General features: G+C 68.1%; 18 protein-coding genes. 8 read left to right on the top strand and 10 right to left on the bottom strand.

Features of this window, described 5'->3' with window-relative positions; translation table 11 throughout:
* The first annotated feature begins 73 nt into the window (after nt 1–73).
* Complete coding sequence (locus AC2S9W_RS12725) at nt 74–1135, top strand: hypothetical protein (protein WP_286749833.1); 1062 nt, start codon at nt 74–76, stop codon at nt 1133–1135.
* Here the strand turns inward: AC2S9W_RS12725 and AC2S9W_RS12720 are convergent.
* From AC2S9W_RS12720 to AC2S9W_RS12695, 6 genes are all read right to left on the bottom strand, one after another.
* Nucleotides 1107–1460 carry a DUF2794 domain-containing protein gene (locus AC2S9W_RS12720; RefSeq protein WP_286749832.1) on the bottom strand — a complete coding sequence of 118 codons (354 nt, stop codon included), beginning with the start codon at nt 1458–1460 and terminating at the stop codon, nt 1107–1109. The two genes, AC2S9W_RS12725 and AC2S9W_RS12720, sit on opposite strands and share 29 nt — an antisense overlap.
* A complete protein-coding gene (epsC, locus tag AC2S9W_RS12715) occupies nt 1460–2179 on the bottom strand; it encodes a serine O-acetyltransferase EpsC (protein ID WP_067107799.1) in 720 nt (239 codons plus the stop codon). Before epsC ends, AC2S9W_RS12720 begins: the two co-directional genes overlap by 1 nt.
* Nucleotides 2180–2264: 85 nt before the next feature.
* A complete protein-coding gene (locus tag AC2S9W_RS12710; RefSeq protein ID WP_286749831.1) occupies nt 2265–2897 on the bottom strand; it encodes an isoprenoid biosynthesis enzyme family protein in 633 nt (210 codons plus the stop codon).
* Between the two features lie 111 nt (nt 2898–3008).
* On the bottom strand, nt 3009–4418 hold the full coding sequence (locus AC2S9W_RS12705) for a pyruvate dehydrogenase complex E1 component subunit beta (protein WP_286749830.1): 1410 nt from the start codon (nt 4416–4418) through the stop codon (nt 3009–3011).
* A gap of 1 nt (nt 4419) precedes the next feature.
* Entirely contained in the window at nt 4420–5490 is a 1071-nt protein-coding gene (gene pdhA, locus AC2S9W_RS12700) for a pyruvate dehydrogenase (acetyl-transferring) E1 component subunit alpha (RefSeq protein WP_067107687.1), read from the bottom strand.
* 138 nt (nt 5491–5628) lie between these two features.
* Nucleotides 5629–5955 (bottom strand): FtsB family cell division protein, encoded by a 327-nt coding sequence (locus AC2S9W_RS12695; protein ID WP_067107690.1) that lies wholly within the window; start codon nt 5953–5955, stop codon nt 5629–5631.
* A gap of 124 nt (nt 5956–6079) precedes the next feature.
* On the opposite strand from AC2S9W_RS12695, the gene AC2S9W_RS12690 reads away from it, so the two are divergent.
* A complete protein-coding gene (locus tag AC2S9W_RS12690; protein WP_286749829.1) occupies nt 6080–6838 on the top strand; it encodes a class I SAM-dependent methyltransferase in 759 nt (252 codons plus the stop codon).
* A 1-nt stretch (nt 6839) separates the two neighbouring features.
* Here the strand turns inward: AC2S9W_RS12690 and eno are convergent, their stop codons facing one another.
* Nucleotides 6840–8114 carry a phosphopyruvate hydratase gene (gene eno / locus AC2S9W_RS12685; protein ID WP_286749828.1) on the bottom strand — a complete coding sequence of 425 codons (1275 nt, stop codon included), beginning with the start codon at nt 8112–8114 and terminating at the stop codon, nt 6840–6842.
* Between the two features lie 216 nt (nt 8115–8330).
* Here eno and AC2S9W_RS12680 point away from each other — a divergent pair, with 216 nt between their 5' ends.
* From AC2S9W_RS12680 to pyrF, 6 genes are all read left to right on the top strand, one after another.
* Nucleotides 8331–8873, top strand: coding sequence for a hypothetical protein (locus AC2S9W_RS12680; protein WP_076077885.1), 543 nt, complete (start codon nt 8331–8333; stop codon nt 8871–8873).
* Between the two features lie 6 nt (nt 8874–8879).
* Nucleotides 8880–9332 (top strand): phage holin family protein, encoded by a 453-nt coding sequence (locus AC2S9W_RS12675; RefSeq protein ID WP_067107697.1) that lies wholly within the window; start codon nt 8880–8882, stop codon nt 9330–9332.
* Nucleotides 9332–9718, top strand: a complete 387-nt coding sequence (locus tag AC2S9W_RS12670; protein ID WP_286749827.1) for a hypothetical protein — start codon at nt 9332–9334, stop codon at nt 9716–9718. The genes AC2S9W_RS12675 and AC2S9W_RS12670 overlap by 1 nt, the downstream gene beginning before the upstream one ends.
* A complete protein-coding gene (locus AC2S9W_RS12665; RefSeq protein ID WP_212599067.1) occupies nt 9702–10055 on the top strand; it encodes a hypothetical protein in 354 nt (117 codons plus the stop codon). The genes AC2S9W_RS12670 and AC2S9W_RS12665 overlap by 17 nt, the downstream gene beginning before the upstream one ends.
* Before the next feature lie 156 nt (nt 10056–10211).
* Nucleotides 10212–10430: a DUF4170 domain-containing protein gene (locus AC2S9W_RS12660; protein WP_067107700.1), complete on the top strand. Its 219-nt coding sequence runs from the start codon at nt 10212–10214 to the stop codon at nt 10428–10430.
* Nucleotides 10334–11443: an orotidine-5'-phosphate decarboxylase gene (gene pyrF, locus AC2S9W_RS12655; protein WP_286749826.1), complete on the top strand. Its 1110-nt coding sequence runs from the start codon at nt 10334–10336 to the stop codon at nt 11441–11443. Before AC2S9W_RS12660 ends, pyrF begins: the two co-directional genes overlap by 97 nt.
* A 3-nt stretch (nt 11444–11446) precedes the next feature.
* On the opposite strand, the gene AC2S9W_RS12650 is transcribed toward pyrF, so the two are convergent.
* The 3 genes from AC2S9W_RS12650 to AC2S9W_RS12640 form a co-directional block, all read right to left on the bottom strand.
* Nucleotides 11447–11725 (bottom strand): ETC complex I subunit, encoded by a 279-nt coding sequence (locus AC2S9W_RS12650; RefSeq protein WP_067183988.1) that lies wholly within the window; start codon nt 11723–11725, stop codon nt 11447–11449.
* 71 nt (nt 11726–11796) lie between these two features.
* Entirely contained in the window at nt 11797–14271 is a 2475-nt protein-coding gene (hrpB, locus tag AC2S9W_RS12645) for an ATP-dependent helicase HrpB (RefSeq protein ID WP_286749825.1), read from the bottom strand.
* A 7-nt stretch (nt 14272–14278) separates the two neighbouring features.
* Entirely contained in the window at nt 14279–15292 is a 1014-nt protein-coding gene (locus AC2S9W_RS12640; protein ID WP_067107808.1) for a polyprenyl synthetase family protein, read from the bottom strand.
* Between the last annotated feature and the right edge of the window lie 70 nt (nt 15293–15362).

Below are 15362 nucleotides of genomic sequence, written 5' to 3'. Positions count from 1 at the left end.
ACCGTATTGACACACTAACACGCCCGTGCGATACCGTCGCGGGGCAAGGGGATCGGACGAAAGGACGACCCCGATGTATAGTGAAAGCGACCTGCAAGCCGCGGTCGATGCGAAGGTGTTGACGCCGGAAGCCGTTCAGGCCTTTCGGTCGCATGTCGCATCGGTGCGCGACGCCCCCGGAGCGGACGAGGAATCCTTCCGCCTCATCACCGGATTCAACGATATTTTCGTCAGCATCGCGGCGGTCATCCTGCTCGTCGCGGTGGGCTGGATCGGCGAATCGATCCACACGGCGCTTGCGGGCGCCTTCGTCGCGGCATCGGCGTGGCTGCTCGCCGAATATTTCACCCGGCATCGCCGGATGGCGCTCCCCAGCATCGTGCTCGTCCTCGCCTTTTCGGGCGGCGTCTGCGCGACGATGCTCGGCTTCTTCTTCCGGCACGGCGAGGCGCTGTTCGGTCCGCGTCTCGGCGACACGGCCGGCGCCCTGCTGATCGGCGGCATCGCGCTCGTCACCGCGGCGGCGACCTGGCTGCACTGGAAGCGCTTCATGGTGCCGATCACCGTCGCCGCCGGCACCGCCGCGCTCGCTGCGACGGCGGTCGCGCTGATCCTGTCGGTCGTCGGCAGCTTCGGGTCGCCCGACCTGGTGATGGCGCTGGTGCTGGTCGCGGGGCTCGGCGTCTTCGCGCTCGCCATGTGGTGGGACCGCAGCGACCGCACGCGCACGACGCGCCGCAGCGACGTCGCCTTCTGGCTGCACCTGCTCGCGGCGCCGATGATCGCGCACCCGATCTTCCACCTGCTCGGCGTGACGCAGGGCGACGATATTTCCAGCGCCGCCGCGGTGATGGTCGTCGGCATCTACGTGCTGTTCGGGCTGATCGCGCTGGCGGTCGACCGCCGCGCGCTGCTCGTTTCGGCGCTCGCCTACGTGCTCTTCGCGCTGACCCAGCTTTTCCGCACCTTCGGCGCCGTCGAACTCAACGTCGCGCTGACCGCTTTCGTGATCGGATCGGCGCTGCTGCTGCTTTCCGCTTTCTGGCAGAATGCCCGCGCGGTGATCGTCGCGATGCTGCCCGCCGGGCTGGCCGAACAGCTTCCCGCTACGATCCGCCCGCAACCAGCTTCATAAGCTTGCGCTCGACGGGGGCGAGCACGTTCGTCAGCTCGTCCCCGCGCTTCAGCACCGCCCCGCCCTCCGACACCAGCGCCCACATGCCCTGGCGGCTCCGCAAGGCGGGGCGTTTCTCTATGCGATATTCAGGACGCTCGGCGCTGCGGCGAAAGGCGGAGAAGATCGCAACGTCGTGATGGAAGTCCATCGCATAGTCGCGCCACTTCCCGGCCGCGACCATGCGGCCGTAGAGATCGAGGATGCGGGTCAGTTCGTGCCGGTCGAACCCCGTCTGCCGCGGCGCAACGCGGCCAGGAAAGGAGAGCGGCGTGACCGTCCCCATCAGGCGCTTTTCCGACCTCCCTTGCGCCGCGGCGCATTGTCCTCGGCCCCGTCGGCATCGCGTTCCGCGATCAACGCGGCGAGCTGCTTCTGAAGCTGGTCGAGCTGGCACTGGAGCAGCTCGATCTTCTGCGTCGCCGGATCGAAGGTTTCGCTGCACGGCGTGCCATAGGGCACGAACTCGCGCGCATATTCGGTCGCATCGACCAGCGTCGAGCGCGCCGGAATGCCGACCATCACCGCGCCCTCGGGCACGTCCCTGGTCACCACGGCGTTGGCGCCGACACGCGCGCGCGCGTTGACGACGACCGGCCCCAATATCTGCGCGCCCGATCCGACGATGACATCGTCGCACAGCGTCGGGTGCCGCTTGCCGCCGATGCCGTTGGCGGGATCGGTGCCGCCCAGCGTCACGTCCTGATAGATGGAGACATTGTCGCCGATCTCCGCCGTTTCGCCGATGACGACGCCAAAGCCGTGATCGATGAACAGATGGCGGCCGATCGTCGCGCCCGGGTGGATGTCGATCCCGGTCAGCCAGCGTGCCAGATGATTGACGAAGCGGGCCAGGAAGAACAGGTCGGCCTCGAACAACCAGTGCGCGATGCGGTGCATGCCGACCGCGAGCAAGCCCGGATAGAGCAGGATTTCCCAGCGGGTCCGTGGCGCGGGGTCGCGCGCCTTGATCGAATCCAGATAGGCGACGAGCCCGTTGAACATCGCATTTTTCCCCTGCGACCCTGTCTTGTTCGCGGCAAGATAGAGGTTCGGCGGGCGCATTTCCACCCCCGGCGCCGCACTTTCGTCAGCGGCCCAGAAGCCCGATCCGGAAAAGCAGCCATTCCTCGCGGCGCCAGCGGCGCTCGCCCCCATGCGCGGCGATCGCCCCGGCCCAGCGGTCGAGCATCAGCAGCGCGCGATGACCGACGGCGGCCCGCGACGGTCGCGGACGGTCGCGGGCATCGGCGAACAGCCGGTGCGCGGCCTCCGCTTCGCCCTGCAATGTCGCTGCCCAGACGAGGCCCCAGCGCTCGCCACCGCCGCCACCCGACAGAGCGAAAAGCGCCGTGCCGAAGTCGCATGCGGCCACGCTCCGTGCCGCGCCATCGTCGGCGAGCAGCAGCGCCTCGGCGGCATCGGGAAGCGCGCCAAGCCCGGCCTTCCCCGCCCAGTCCGTCTGCAGTTCGGCGAGCAGCGGCTCGCCCTTCGGCAGCGCGGCCGGGTCGTTTTCGAGCGTCGCCATCATGTCGCGCCACCAGGCGAGCTTGATCTGCGCGATCAGCGGCTCGCGCGCATCGCGGACCAACTTGCCCAGCCGCTCGGCCAGCGCCCACAGCGCCGTCATCGCGGCGCGGCGGTCGCGCGGCACGGCGACCATGACGCGCGGATCGCGCAGGTCGGGATAGAGGCTTACCTCGGATTCGTCGTCGCCGGTCATGTGCGGCGCGCTATCATTTCAAAGCCGTCATTGCGACCTCGACACACTCATCGCCTGCCGCCCGACCGTCGCCCCGCCTCCGCGCGGGCGACGGTCATGGCGAGGATGCAATCAACCGCGGTTGCACACGGCCTTCACCGCCGCGATCACGCGCGGCGTGTCGACCAGCGCTGCCTTTTCGAGATTGGCAGCATAGGGCAACGGCACATCCTCGTCGGTCACACGCATCACGGGCGCATCGAGGTCGTCGAAGCCCTGCTCCATCGCGACCATCGCCAGTTCGCTGGCGATCGAGCAGGTCGGCCAGCCTTCCTCGACGACGACCATGCGGTTCGTCTTCTTCAGGCTGGCGAGCACGGTAGCCGTGTCGAGCGGGCGCAGCGTGCGCAGGTCGATGACCTCTGCGTCGATGCCCTCGCCCGCCAGCGCCTCAGCCGCCTCGAGCGCGAGCCCGACGCCGATCGAATAGCTGACGATGGTAACGTCATTGCCTTCGCGCATGATCCGCGCCTTGCCGATCGGCAGCACATAATCCTCGACGTCGGGAACCTCGAAGCTGCGGCCATAGAGCAGCTCGTTCTCGAGGAAGACCACCGGGTCCTCGCTGCGGATCGCGGCCTTGAGCAGCCCCTTGGCATCGGCCGCGTCATAGGGCGCGATCACGATCAGGCCGGGGACGCTCGCATACCACGGGGCATAATTCTGGCTGTGCTGCGCCCCGACGCGCGACGCGGCGCCGTTGGGGCCGCGGAACACGATCGGACAGCGCATCTGTCCGCCCGACATGTAATTGGTCTTTGCCGCCGAGTTGATGATGTGGTCGATCGCCTGCATCGCGAAGTTGAAGGTCATGAACTCGATGATCGGACGCAGTCCGCCCATCGCCGCGCCGGTGCCCAGCCCGGCAAAGCCATATTCTGTGATCGGCGTATCGACGACGCGCCGCGCCCCGAACTCGTCGAGCAGCCCCTGCGTGACCTTGTAGGCGCCCTGATATTCGGCGACCTCCTCGCCCATCACGAAGATGCGGTCGTCGGCGCGCATTTCCTCGGCCATAGCATCGCGCAGCGCCTCGCGGACGGTGAGCTTGACCATCGCGGTGCCGGCGGGAATGTCGGGGTCCGCGACCTGCGCCTTCGCCTTGACGGCAAGCTGATCGGTGCCCGATTCGGCCTTCTTCGGCGCCTCCTCGCTCTCGCTCTTCGCCTCGGCCGCCGTCGGCGCCTGTTCCGCGGGAGCGGGGGCGGGGGCAGGCGCAGTTGCCGTAGCGGCCTCCTCCCCCTCGCCCGCGATCAGCGCGATCACCGTGCCGACCTTCACATTGTCGGTGCCTTCGGGGATCAGGATCTGCGCGACCGTGCCTTCGTCGACCGCTTCATATTCCATCGTCGCCTTGTCGGTCTCGATCTCGGCGAGAATGTCGCCCGACTTCACTTCGTCGCCTTCCTTGACGAGCCATTTGGCGAGCGTGCCTTCTTCCATCGTCGGCGACAGCGCCGGCATCTTCAGTTCGATCGCCATCTCAATATTGCTCCACCAGCACATCGGTATAAAGGTCGGAAAGCTCCGGTTCCGGCGCGCTTTCGGCGAAGTCTGCGGCCTCGTTCACGACCTGGCGGATTTCCTTGTCGATCTCCTTGATCTTTTCCTCGCCGATCCCGGCATCGAGCATCAGCTTCTTCAGCCCCTCGATCGCGTCCGACTTGTCGCGCACCGCCTGCACCTCTTCGCGGCTGCGGTATTTGGCGGGGTCGGACATCGAGTGGCCGCGATAGCGATAGGTCTTGAGTTCGAGCAGGATCGGTCCCTTGCCCGCGCGCACCCATTCGAGCGCCGCCTCGGCCGCGCCGCGCACCGCGAGCACGTCCATGCCGTCGATCTGCATGCCGGGAATGCGGAAGCTCTCGCCGCGGCGATAGAGCTGATCCTCGGCCGACGAGCGGTTGACTGACGTGCCCATCGCATACTGGTTGTTCTCGATCACGAAGATGATCGGCAGCTTCCACAGCTCGGCCATGTTGAAGCTTTCGTACACCTGACCCTGGTTCGCGGCGCCGTCGCCGAAATAGGCCATGGCGACGCCGCCGTCGCCGCGATATTTGTGCGCGAAGGCAAGACCGGTACCGAGCGCGACCTGCGCGCCGACGATGCCGTGACCGCCATAGAATTTATGCTCGACGCTGAACATGTGCATCGAACCGCCCTTGCCGCGCGAAATGCCCGCGGCGCGGCCGGTCAGTTCGGCCATGATCACCTTGGGATCGATGCCATAGGCGAGCATGTGGCCATGGTCGCGATAGCCGGTGATGACGCTGTCCTTGTCGCCGTCGAGCGCCGACTGCAGGCCGACCGCGACGGCCTCCTGCCCGATATAGAGGTGACAGAAGCCGCCGATCAGGCCGAGGCCATAGAGCTGGCCGGCCTTCTCCTCGAAACGCCGGATGAGCAGCATCTCGCGATAGAATGTCTCGAGTTCCTCCGGTGTCGCCTCATAGGGGGCGGGATCGCGCGGTGTTTCGCGGTTGGACGTGGGGGCTGGGGTGGATGCAGTTTTTTTTGGCGCGGCAGTCTTGCGCGCAGGTGCTTTGGCCAAGGCGGTTTCCTTTGCGTTTAGCCGTTACGGCAAGGCCTCCTATAGGACTGCCCAGCCATGATTGGCAACGCCCGCTTCGGGCCGCCCGATATGCCTTTCCGGGTTTCTCCGTCCCGTCGGGACGTCTAGGTCTGTGACCTAGGGCTTTTCCGATCCGTCCATCGGAATGATCACCTCGTCCTGGTGATTGACGCCCAGTTTCTCGCGCACATATTCGTCCGCCAGATCGGGGTCGACGCGCCGGCGATCGAGCAGGTTGACGCGGTTCTGCAGTTCGTTCTGCTTCTTGGCCAGTTCGCTCAGCACGACGCGCTTCTTCTCGACCGACTGGCTGTAGTCGCCCCAGGCGTAGAGCCCGGTCGGACCGAAGATGATATAGCCGATCATCGCCAGCACCGCGATCAGCGCCACGGCGGGACCGACGGCCCGGCTCATCGACTTGCGGAATTTGTGGCGCTGCGTCATTCGGGCGTTGAATCACAAGTGATTCCAGACGTCAAGCGGCATGATGCGATCCTCCTCCGCCTTCGGACGAAACAGGCGGGAACCGGGCTTGCGCGGGGCAAAAGCCTGTGGGAAGACGCCCGAAATGAGCAGCCATCACGATGATCGCGTCCGCGAACAGTTCGGCCCGACCGCCCGGTCCTATGTCACCAGCGCCGTGCATGCGACGGGGGACGATCTTGCGCGGATCGCCACGCGCGCCGCGGCGTTGCGTCCGCGGCGCGCGCTCGACCTCGGTTGCGGCGGAGGCCATGTCGCCTATGCGATCGCGCCGCACGCGGTTGCCGTCACGGCGTGCGACCTGTCGTCCGACATGCTCGCGGCGGTCGAGGCCGAAGCCGCGCGGCGACAGATCGGCAATATCGAGACGATCGTCGCCTCGGCCGAAGCCCTGCCCTTTCCCGACGGCAGCTTCGACTTCCTCGCCTGCCGCTTTTCGGCCCATCACTGGCGCGACGCCGAGGCGGGGCTGCGCGAAGCGCGGCGCGTGCTGGCGCGCGGGGCCCCGGCCCTGTTCATCGACATCGTGTCCCCCGGCGAAGCCGCCCGCGACACGCATCTTCAGTCGGTCGAGCTATTGCGCGATACGTCGCATGTCCGCGATTATTCCCAGGCCGAATGGACCGCGATGCTGGCGCGCGCCGGCTTCTCGGTCGGCGCCGTCGTCACGGCGCGGCTACGAATGGATTTCGCCGACTGGACCGCGCGCATGCGAACGCCGCCCGTCCAGGTCGAAGCGATCCGCGCGTTGCAGGCGGCGGCGAGCGATACGGTCGCGCGCCATTATGCGATCGAGGCCGACGGCTCCTTCACGATCGACATGGCGCTGTTCGAAGCCGCGTAGCTCAACCGAAGATCGACGCACCCGGATAGCGCGCCATATCGCCCAGTTCCTCCTCGATGCGGATGAGCTGGTTGTATTTGGCGAGCCGGTCGGACCGCGCGAGGCTGCCGGTCTTGATCTGGCCGCAGTTGGTCGCGACGGCGAGATCAGCGATCGTCGCATCCTCGGTCTCGCCCGAACGGTGCGACATCACCGCCGTGTAGCGCGCGCGATGCGCCATATCGACCGCGTCGAGCGTCTCCGACAGCGTGCCGATCTGGTTGACCTTGACGAGCAGCGAATTGGCGAGCCCGCTCTTGATCCCCTCTTCGAGGCGCGCCGGGTTGGTGACGAACAGGTCGTCGCCGACGAGCTGGCACCGGTCGCCGATCAGATCGGTCAGCGCCTTCCAGCCGGTGAAATCATCCTCGCTCATCCCGTCCTCGATCGACTTGATCGGGTAATCCCTGACCAGCGCGGCGAGATAATCGGCCATTTGTTCGGGGGTCAGCGACAGGCTTTCGCCACTGATCTCATATTTGCCGCCCTTGAAAAATTCGGTCGCGGCGCAATCGAGCGCCAACACGACGTCGCTGCCCAGCTTGAACCCGGCCTGCTCGACCGACGCGGCGATGAAGTCGAGCGCGTCGCGCGTCGAGGCGAGGTTCGGGGCAAAGCCGCCCTCGTCGCCAACCGCGGTCGCGAGCCCCTTTTGCGCGAGCCCCTTCTTCAGCGTGTGGAAGATTTCGCTGCCCCAGCGCACGGCATCGGCGATGCTGCCCGCGCCGACCGGCATGATCATGAATTCCTGCACGTCGATCGGATTGTCGGCATGCTCGCCGCCGTTGATGATGTTCATCATCGGCACCGGCAGGGTACGCGCCGACACGCCGCCGACATAGCGGTAGAGCGGCAGGCCGCGCGCATCGGCCGCGGCCTTCGCGGCGGCCAGGCTGACGCCCAGGATCGCATTGGCGCCGAGGCGGCCCTTGTTGGGCGTGCCGTCGAGGTCGATCATCGCAATGTCGAGGTCGCGCTGATCCTCGGCCTCCATGCCGATCAGCGCCTCGGCGATCTCGCCGTTCACCGCCGCGACGGCCTTGGTCACGCCCTTGCCCAGATAGCGCGCCTTGTCGCCGTCGCGCAGTTCGACCGCCTCGTGCGCGCCGGTCGAGGCGCCCGAGGGCACCGCGGCGCGGCCGAAGCTGCCGTCCTCCAGCAGCACATCGACTTCGACGGTGGGATTGCCGCGGCTGTCGAGGATTTCGCGGCCGTGGATGTCGATGATCGCGCTCATGGGTCGGGTCCTGTTGAAAAGGCCATCGCTGGCCGGATGAGGAAGGCGCCCGCCTGTTATCGACGCCGCGCCGGCAAGGCAACCGGTGCCGCGGGAATTTTCGCGGGAAATTCGCGGCGCTATGGAACCATTCGGCGCGCCTTGCTATATAATGGGGACAGGATCATCGACGGCACGGCAGGCGTGGCGTTCGACACAGATGAAGAGGATGACGTGATGGCCAAAGCCGCTACTCCCGCGACGAAAAAGGCTGCTCCCCGCGCCAAGGCACCGGCAAAGGCCGGTGCGACCAAGGCTGCCCCGGCTCGCAATCCCGCGACCGTGAAGGCGGCGAAGGACCATCCGATCCGCGATCAGCTTGCCGCGACGCGCGACACGATCAAGACCGAAGCCGGCAAGAAGGCCGCCTCGCTGAAGGACGAAGCGACGACGCTCGCCAACCAGGCATCGACGAAGGCCCGCGACGCGGCAGCCAAGGGCAAGGACAAGGCCGCCGAAGCCGTCGGCAGCCTCGCCAAGATGCTCGAGGACAGCGCCGGTACCGTCGACAGCAAGTTCGGCAAGCAATATGGCGACTATGCTCGCTCGGCCGCCTCGACCGTCGCGGGCCTCGCCTCGACGCTCGACCAGAAGGATCTCGACGAACTCGCCGCTTCGACGCGCGATTTCGTCAAGAAGAGCCCGGCGGTCGCTGTCGGCGCCGCGGCGGTGATCGGTTTCGTTCTCGCCCGGATGCTGAAGGGCTCGAACAACGGCTGATCTGTCTTGCCGCCGCACGATCCCGACACGCCGCCCGCCTCCGATCGGCGCGCCTTCGACGGCGTAAGCCACGGTTACGCGCCCAACGGCCCTGCCGCGCCGCCTCCTCCGGTGCCGCTCGAGGACATCGTCCGCGATGTCGTCGACAATCTGTCGACGACCGCCAGAGCGGAACTGGCGCTGCTCGAAGCACGCGGCGCGCTCGCCGGACACGGGGTCAAATGGGCGTCGGCCTGGGGTTTCGTCGCCGCCTGCGCGCTGCTCGTGGCGATGCTGGCGGTGGCGTTCGGCGCGATCCTGGTTCTCGCACCGCACGTCGGGCCGTTGCTCGCGACGCTGATCGTCTTTGCGTCGCTGATCGCGCTTGCGGGCTTCGCCGGGTGGCGCGCGAAGGTCAGCGTCGGCGATGTCAGGACGGCGCTGCGCCGCGACCTGATGCACGAGGGAGACGACGACTGATGCCCGCATCGCGCAACCGCCTGATCAACGCCGCGCGCCGGTCGATGATGCAGCGCGCACAGCTGCGCCGCAAACTGGACGTGGCGCAGCAGGCCTTCAAACCGCAGGCGCTCGTCGATCGCGGCAAATATCGCCTGAGCGCGGCGGTCGACGACACCGCGCACGCGGTCCGCAAGCAGTTTCGCGACAACCGCCTGCCGATCACGCTGGCCGCCGTCGCCGGGCTCGCATGGATGTTTCGCGAACCGATCAGAACACACGCCCCCACGGTCGGGCGCAAGGCACGCGATCTAGCGAACGCGCTCGCCGAACGACTGCGCCCCGCCGACAAGGCTGCGGACGAAAGTGCACAGACGATGGAGAATGACGATGAAGCCCTTCGGTGAGACCGCCCGCGACGCGCAGGCGAAAGCGAATGAACTTGCGGAGAAAACCGCCGAAAATGCCCGCGCAACCGCCGAGGCGGCTAAGGCGCGCATCCAGGAAGGCTATGGCCGCGCCCGCGCGGCGACGAGCGATCTCGCGACCAAAGGCCGCGAACAGGCCGACGCGGCACGCGAGGCGGCGGAGCAAGCCTATGAGAAGGGCAAGGCCCAGGCGAAGCGTGCGGGCGGCAAGCTCAAGACCGTGGCCGAGGAACAGCCGCTTGCCCTGCTCGCCGGCGCCGCGGCGGTGGGGGCGCTGCTCGGCTCGCTGCTGCCGAAGCGCGGGGATTCCGAATAGGCCGTCATCCGCACTGAGCCGGCGCGCTGAGCCGGGAGCGCCGAAGCAGGTCCGCCGTGGTCTGCTGCGACCATGGCGGCCCCTTGCCGTAACGGCGCGGGGCTGTTAGGGGCGCGCCCTTCCCTCCCCAGCGCTGCACGCCAAGGAATATAGACAATGAGCAAGCTGCACCTCGTCTTCGGTGGTCGCGTCAGCGATCCCCAGGGCCTCGATTTCGTCGACCTGAACAACCTCGACATCGTCGGCCTGTTCCCCGACTACAAGGCCGCCGAAAAGGCATGGCGCGCCGCCGCGCAGCGCACCGTCGACGACGCCGAGATGAAATATGTCGTCGTCCACCTGCACAAGCTGCTGCAGCCCGACGCCGACGCCTGATCCGTCGTTCCGCCGCAAGCCGGGATCGCCTGCTTCCTTTCCCACATCCGCCGTCTGCTCGGTCCACGCTAATCGTTTGCGGATTCGGCGACGAAGTGGCAGATAACCGGCGCTGGATCGGCGGGAAACGGGATATGCACTGGGGCGACACCGTAAAATCGAAGATCGAAACGGTCGGCTCCCTCGTTCTGGGAATCGATCCGGCGCCGGATCATGCGCCCTTGTCGCTGTGCGACCGGTCCGATCTGTTCCTGGAACGATACGTCACGGCCCTTCTCGACGGCGCGGAAGGCAAGGTCGGCTTCGTCAAATTCCAGTCGGCCTATTTCGAGGCATTCGGCAGCGGCGGGATGGTCAGCCTCGCACGATGCATCGCGATCGCGCGCGAACGGGGGATGTCGGTGATCCTCGATGCGAAGCGCGGGGATATCGGATCGACCGCCGATGCTTATGCGCGCGCCTATCTGGTGCCGAGCGGCTCGGACCTTGAAGTCGACTGCCTGACGGTCAACCCGTTCCTGGGGCCGGAAACGCTCGAGCCCTTCGTCAATTGCGCCCGCGATTACGGCAAGGGGCTCTTCGTTCTCGTCAAAACCTCCAATCCCGGATCGGGTTGGCTTCAGGATCAAATCGTGGATGGCACTTCGGTATCGGAGCGATTGGCCGAAGCCGTAGCCGTCTGGGCGGACGAAACCATCGGCGATCATGGGATAGGCGCGGTCGGCGCCGTCGTCGGCGCGACCTACCCATCGCAGGGCCAACGATTGCGAACCGTCATGCCGCGCTCGATCTTTCTCGCGCCGGGCCTGGGTTTTCAGGGCGGGGACCCGCGCGCGACGTCCGCCCTCGCGACGCCGACCGGGCCCGTGCTCGTTTCCGCCTCGCGCGGCGTCGCAGCCGTCGAAGATCGCGAGATGCCGCTCGATGCCTATCGCGCCCTGATCCGAAGCCGCCTTGACGGATTTCGCCAGACCCTCAGCCCCGCCGCGATACCCGCTTCCTTGCCGGGATGATGGTCAGCGAAAATTGTCGGCGTAGGCCTGGATCTTCAGACGGCGCGTCGGCGTCGGGATGATTTCGACCTCCAGCCCTTCGCGCTCGGCATAGGCGAGCGCCTCGTCGCGGCTCGCAAAGCCCAGGCGAAGCTGACGCTGCGTGTCGCCGCTGCCCGCCCAGCCCATCAGCGGATCGGCCTTGCGCGGTTCGGCGGGGGCGAACTCCAGCATCCAGCGCTGCGTTCCGGCGCGGCCGGACTGCATCGCATTCTTGGGCTTCTGGAAAATCCGCGCTTTCATGGTTCGTCCTCAACTGGTGCTGGTGCCGATGCCGCCGCCTTAGCCATTTGCGGCGCGCCCGGAAAGAGGGCTTATCGCGCGTCGCGTCGCGCCTGCGCCGCCTTGGTGAGCAAGGTCGGCCGCGCGCTCGCCGGGTCGTCAGGCCAGCTGTGTTTCGGATAGCGTCCGCGCATCTCGCGCGCCACCTCGTGCCAGCTTCCTTTCCAGAATGAGACGATGTCGCGCGTCGTCTGGATCGGGCGATGCGCCGGCGAGGTCAGCGCGAGGACGAGCGGCATCGGCGGATCGCCGACGGTCGGATGGCGCGCAAGACCGAACATCTCCTGCACCCGCACGCCGACCGTCGGTCCGCCCTCGGCGCCATAGTCGATCGCGTGGCGGCTGCCCGCCGGCGTCGCATAGTCGGCGGGCGCCAGCTTCTCGAGCAACTGCCGCGCCGGCCAGTCGAGCAGGCCCGCCAACGCGTCGGCCAGCCGCCGGTCGCCGATGTCGCGCAGTCCCCGGCAACTGCCGAGCAACGGTTCGAGCCAGATGTCGAGGCTGTCGGCAAGCGCGGCCGTCGACAGCGCGTCGAGCCCGGCGAAAGAGGCCCGCTGGCGCAGCGCCTGCGATGCCGGGCCCCAGCCGATCAGCCCGAGCCCCTTGTCGCGCACCGCGGCAAGCCGCACCGCGCCGTCGTCCTCGGCCCCGGCCTCGCGCGCCGTCCTGCCGCTTGTCAGCACAACCGCGCCCAGCCGCCGTTCGCGGCGGTGATCGACGCGGTCGCTATCGGCGTCGTAGCGGCTCGCCGTCTGCTGAACGATGCGGTCGGCGAAGATCGCCTCGACCTCGGCCGCGTCGATCGCCGCCGCGGCGAGGATGCGCACGCCCGCCGCATGCCCTTGCGCATCGGCGATGGCGAGCCATTCGCTACCCGCGAGCGGATCGACGGGGTCGATGCGATAGGCGCGCCCGCCGACGCCCAGATATTCGCCGCGCTGGCCGGCGCGCCGGCGCGCGACGCGGTCGGGCCACGCCGTCGCGATCCAGCCGCCGATCGAGCGCGTTTCGCCCGACCCGGACGGTTCCGCCAATCGCTCGCCCAGCGCGACAAGGCGCCGGGCCAGACGTATCGCGCCCTCGGCGCGGTCGCCCCTCATCGCCTTCCAGCGGCCGAGCCGCGCCTCGATATCGACGCCGCGACCGCCAAGCCCCGGCTCGGTGAGCAGCACCGCGAGCCGCGCCGCGAGACCGGCCTCACCCGCCCCCGCCGCGTCGAGCAGCATGTGCGCAAGCGGCACCGGCAGCGGCACGGCCGCGAGCGCCTGGCCATGCGGCGTGATCCGCCCGTCGTCGCCGAGCGCGCCGATCGCCTGCAATCGCCCCTTGGCCTCGGCGACCGCGGCCGGCGACGGCGGATCGAGCCAGCCGAGCTGCCGCGGATCGACGATGCCCCAGCTCGCGCAATCGAGCACGACCGGCATCAGGTCGTTCTCGTGGATTTCGGGCGGGTCGAACGGCGGCATGCCCGCGGTCGCCGCCGCTTCCCACAGCCGATAGGCAACCCCCGGCGCCTGACGCGCCGCACGCCCCGCACGCTGGGTCGCCGATGCCTGGCTTGCCCGTTCGGTGACGAGCCGCGCGATCCCCGCCGCCTTGTCGAAACGCGGGCGGCGCGACAGACCGGCGTCGATGACGATGCGCACGCCGTCGATGGTCAGGCTGGTCTCCGCGATGCTCGTCGCGAGGATCAGCTTGCGCCCGCCATCGGGGTCGCGCACCAGCGCCTTGCGCTGCTGCGCCGGGTCGACCTGCCCATGGAGGCGATGGACGACGAGAGGCAGGCCGGCCGCCTCGACCGCCGCCGCGGCGCGCTCGATGTCGGCGGCGCCGGGCAGGAAGGCGAGCATGTCGCCCTCCGGTTCGCCGGCCATCGCCTGCCGCACCGTCGCCAGCAGCGATGCTTCGAGCCGATCTTCGGCGCGGCGGCCGACATGCCGCAGGTCGAGCGGCCAGCTTTTCCCTTCGCTCCGGATCACCGCCGCGTCGCCGAGCAGCGCGGCGAAACGCGCGCCGTCGAGCGTCGCCGACATGGCGACGAGACGCAGGTCGTCGCGCAGTCCCTGCTGCGCGTCGATGGCCAGCGCGAGCGCGAAATCGCCGTCGAGGCTGCGTTCGTGGACCTCGTCGAACAGCACCGCCGACACGCCCTGAAGCTCCGGGTCGGCGAGGATGCGATTGCGGAACAGGCCGGGGGTCATCACCAGCAGCCGCGTCGCGGGCGACTGGCGGCTGTCGAGCCGCGTCGCATAGCCGACGATCCCACCGACCGCGGCACCCATTTCCTCGGCGATCCGTTCGGCCGCGGCGCGCGCCGCGAGCCGGCGCGGCGAAAGCAGCCATACCGCGCCCTTGCACCACGGCTGGTCGAGCAGGGCGGGCGCGACGCGCGTCGTCTTGCCCGCGCCGGGCGGCGCGACGACGACGGCATTGGGTTTCAGGGTCAGCGCCGCCAATATGTCGGGCAGCACCCCGTCGATCGGCAGGATCGTCGACCCGCGCGTCATCCCCGGTTCAATAGGCGCGGGCGACCGCGAAGGCGACGGCCTCGGTCAGCGCCGCCTTGGCACGGCTGGCGCGGAAGCCGCCGATCGCATCGACCGCGCGCTGGCCGTAGTGACGCGCCCGCGCCAGCGTGTCGGCAATCGTGTCGTGCTTCAACAGCAGCGCGGTCGCATGGGCGAGGTCGTCGTCCGAGGTCCGGTGGCCAACGATCGCCTGCTTCCAGAATTCGCGCTCCTCCGCCGTGCCGCGCGCATAGGCGAGGATGACGGGCAGCGTGACCTTGCCATCGCGGAAATCGTCGCCGACCCCCTTCCCCATCGTCGCCTCGTCGGAGACATAGTCGATCGCATCGTCGACAAGCTGGAAGGCGATGCCGAGATTGCGGCCATAGGCGTCGAGCGCCGCCTCGGTCGCCTCGTCGCGCTCGGCGACCACCGCCGCGATCTTGCACGCCGCGGCGAACAGTTCGGCGGTCTTGGCGTTGATGATCTCGAGATACTGGTCCTCGCTCGTCTCGATCCGGCGCTGCGCCGAAAGCTGGTTCACCTCGCCCTCGGCAATCACCGCGGACGCGCGGGAGAGGATCTTCAGCACCTTCAGCGAACCGTCCTCAACCATCACCTCGAAGGCGCGGCTGAACAGGAAATCGCCGACGAGGACCGACGCGCTGTTGCCCCAGATGATGTTCGCGGTCTTGCGGCCGCGGCGCAGGTCCGACCCATCGACGACATCGTCGTGGAGCAGCGTCGCGGTGTGGATGAACTCGACCGCCGCGGCGAGCTTGCAATGGCGGTGGCCCGGATAATCGAGCAACTTTCCGCACGCCAGCGTCAGCATCGGCCGCATCCGCTTGCCGCCGCCCGCGATCAGATGACCCGCCAGCTCGGGGATCAAGGGCACCTGCGACTGCATGCGGTCGAGGATGACCGCATTCACCTCGTTCATATCGGCGGCGACGAGCGCCATCATCGGGTCGAGCGAGGGCGGCCGGTCGCCGTGGAGCTGGAGGATTTCGGCAGTCATGACGCGGCGAGCCTTGGCCGCGCCATCCCGATTTTGCAACGACTTTCGGCTTGCCAGCCGCCCCCCGCCG

The sequence above is a fragment of the Sphingopyxis sp. 550B genome (assembly GCF_057401805.1).
The sequence above is the reverse complement of the archived record's forward strand: the minus strand, read 5'-3'. Positions and strand labels throughout refer to the sequence as shown.